Here is a 2,894-nt window from a genome sequence, read left to right on the forward strand (position 1 = left end):
CAGAGCCGACGAAGATCAAAGGAATCTCTATGGGGAAAATCCCTTAGACGGGGCTACTCAAGAGATTTCCCGCCGCCCGGAACCAGGTTCTGAGGATAGCCCCAACTCATTGGTTGCTACTGCTCCTATGGGGGCTAGTGCTTATGACCCACTTCATAACCCTACCCTGGGTCGCATTGTTTCCCCGGATTTGCCGCCACTCCTTGGCCCGGATGCTTACCTACCGGGAGGCTCCACAAGGTTTACTGGCTATATTTGGCCAGCCGAGGGAATTTTAACCTCCGGCTACGGTTGGCGTTGGGGAAGAATGCACCGAGGTATTGATATTGCCGGTCCGGTGGGTACTCCCATCTTAGCAGCCGCTCCGGGAGTGGTTATCTTTTCTGGTTGGAACAGCGGTGGCTATGGCAACTTGGTCGAATTAGAGCATCCTGATGGCAGTGTTACCCTTTATGCTCATAATCACCGGATTCTGGTGAGCAAGGGTCAGAGAGTTACCCAGGGTCAGCTAATTGCCGAAATGGGTAGCACTGGGTTTAGCACAGGTCCTCACTTGCACTTTGAAATTCACCCCACCGGAAATGGGGCTGTCAATCCTATGGCTTTGTTGTCCAGGGATTAATGATCAATTCTTGGCTAAGAACGGACTTAGGTGGTTGCTCCCCTGGTCTGTTCTTCCCTTTGACGGGTTGAAAATTTTTTTTGGCGATCGCTTGCCATATATAAGGAAAACGTGCTATATTTATAAATCGTTGAGAAACAAGGCTCTGTAGCTCAGTGGTTAGAGCAGGGGACTCATAAGCCCAAGGTCGCAGGTTCAAATCCCGCCAGAGCCATTTAACTTAAACCCTTATCCTGACTACTATCGCGGGAATTGCTTTAACCCGATAGTCGTACCTAATTACTCATATATTACTCACAATCTAGTCCTAGCACAGGAAAATAATTCTGTCAATAGGTTGATTACTCAGTCAATAAGCACAACTTAATCAATCTGTCAAATGCCTACTATCTCCCCCTAACCAAACACCGATAGGGTAACTCTCTCGTGATACCCGTCAATGGCAAGCCTATCGGTTCGTTACGAACCATTGACTGCTATCACATCGGTCGCACCCCTAAGAGTGTTTGTTTCGGTTATGGGGGGAGGGTATGGCTCAAATTTCAAAACCCATAGGGGTAGTCAGATTATTAGTGAAATATTGAGGAGCCTACTCACTACCAACAAAATGCGATCGCATTATCTAATCATCACCCCGTTGAATTCAGTTCACTACCAACATAACGCGTTTCAACTGGTGACTTGTTTCGTTATCTCTCGCTGATACCTACATAATCCTAGAGAATTGATTCCCCATCGAAACCGATACCTACATAATCCTCAGCAAGTCTCCAATTTATAGGGGTACTGGGTTCCGCACAGGATGATTACCCCTAATAGACGGGTTAAGGTTTTGGCTTAGGGTGTTTATTGTAGGTAAATTAGGGGTGAGAATTCATATAAACCATTTAGTGGAGTGCATATGCAGTCTAGTAAACAGATAATATGAATGAACCCCTACAGTCAGAAACCATAGGGGGCCATTTAAGTGATTGGGGTAGCTGTTAGGTGTTAGGGTTTAGGGTTTAGGTTGACTCCATGTATTAAGTAAACAATTATAGACCTCTGAGTTAATTAACTCAGGAAGTTGATTAAAACCGTCTAAGTTACTTTTAACCCATAACATTTCAGTTCGTTTCTTTTTTACGTCTTTCTTGTGACTAGCGGACATGACTGTATTTATTTCTATTTTTTGTGTAAATGATTGAGGTTCAATCATCTGATGATAATTCGATACAATGTAATTGCCTGTTATGCAATCTAATGTATGACATAGTTTTGCCCAATCTTTAATCGTGTAGCCGCTATAGTGGCCTTGTGTACTACCGGGATAAGGCGGGTCACAATAGAATAGTGTATCAGGTGAATCCCATCTTTCAATACACTTAATTGCATCCTCACAAGAAATGTAAACCTTTTCTAACCTTTCCAACGCTTCAGATAGCCTAGTTTTTTTAGCTATAAACGTAGCCGCTGGACTCCGACCTATCTTTGACGTACTCCATCCTGCATTTAATCTATAAGTAAATCCTTGAGTGATATTGATGTAATAAGCCCATGCTAGTTCAATATCGCTATACTTAGTTGGATTCTTACAAATTATTTTTGCCTTATTATGCTCTGATTGACTATATAATGTAGCTTGAATTTCATTATTAAGTTTAATAGGGTATTTTTTGGCTACTATATACAAGTTGATTAAAAGGTTGCTTGTATCGTTAATGCACTCTCTATAATCGCTTTGATTTGTTACGGTAGGTAATGGTTTTAAAAATAACAAAGTAGCTCCACCGGCAAAAGGTTCTACATATATTTTGTGTGGTGGGAAATATTGCAATATTTTAGAACCTATTCGTTGCTTTCCCCCGTAATAACTTAGTAAAGGTTTCATTGTTGTGGTTTCATTAATTAATAGTTGATGTTAAGGTTTTCTCCAACCATCATCATCAATATCATCTCTGTTGATTGGAAGAGGGGGTGATTGCTTTTTATCTTCTGACTGTTTTTTCATACTATTGATGTCATAGAATCACTAACATATCTAATCAAGTAATTTAGACTATTTTGGATACCGTCTAACCTACTCTCAATCATTAGGTTTCCTGTATGCGTAATGAACATACTGATAATAATYGCGACAATAATTAATCATCATTCAACTATTACCAAGTTCATTTATATTAATTTACACAACTGAAGTGTAAACCATTTCATCCTTTCTAGTGGAGAAACTGAAGCGTAAAAATTGATGTACGGCGGTGATTCAATTATTTGATCTTAATTAAGCAATATA

Annotated in this window: 2 protein-coding genes and 1 tRNA gene; 2 read left to right on the forward strand and 1 reads right to left on the reverse strand. The window is 40.6% G+C overall.

What is annotated here, in order from left to right; all coding sequences use genetic code 11:
* Together B9T16_RS27525 and B9T16_RS27530 are read left to right on the forward strand one after the other, a co-directional pair.
* Positions 1-622, forward strand: a 622-nt coding sequence (locus tag B9T16_RS27525; RefSeq protein WP_410246273.1) for a M23 family metallopeptidase, incomplete at its 5' end; no start/stop codon positions are given.
* 141 nt (positions 623-763) lie between these two features.
* Positions 764-836 (forward strand) — tRNA-Met (locus B9T16_RS27530).
* Positions 837-1,619: 783 nt separating this feature from the next.
* Here the strand turns inward: B9T16_RS27530 and B9T16_RS27535 are convergent.
* Positions 1,620-2,492 carry a DNA adenine methylase gene (locus B9T16_RS27535; RefSeq protein WP_410246274.1) on the reverse strand — a complete coding sequence of 291 codons (873 nt, stop codon included), beginning with the start codon at positions 2,490-2,492 and terminating at the stop codon, positions 1,620-1,622.
* Between the last annotated feature and the right edge of the window lie 402 nt (positions 2,493-2,894).

This window comes from Arthrospira sp. PCC 8006 (assembly GCF_046480465.1).
Taxonomy (GTDB): domain Bacteria; phylum Cyanobacteriota; class Cyanobacteriia; order Cyanobacteriales; family Microcoleaceae; genus Limnospira; species Limnospira platensis.

Coding starts and splice junctions, on each gene's coding strand:
- B9T16_RS27535 (WP_410246274.1), bottom strand. CDS start 2,492: ATGAAACCTTTACTAAGTTATTACGGGGGAAAGCAACGAATAGGTTCT.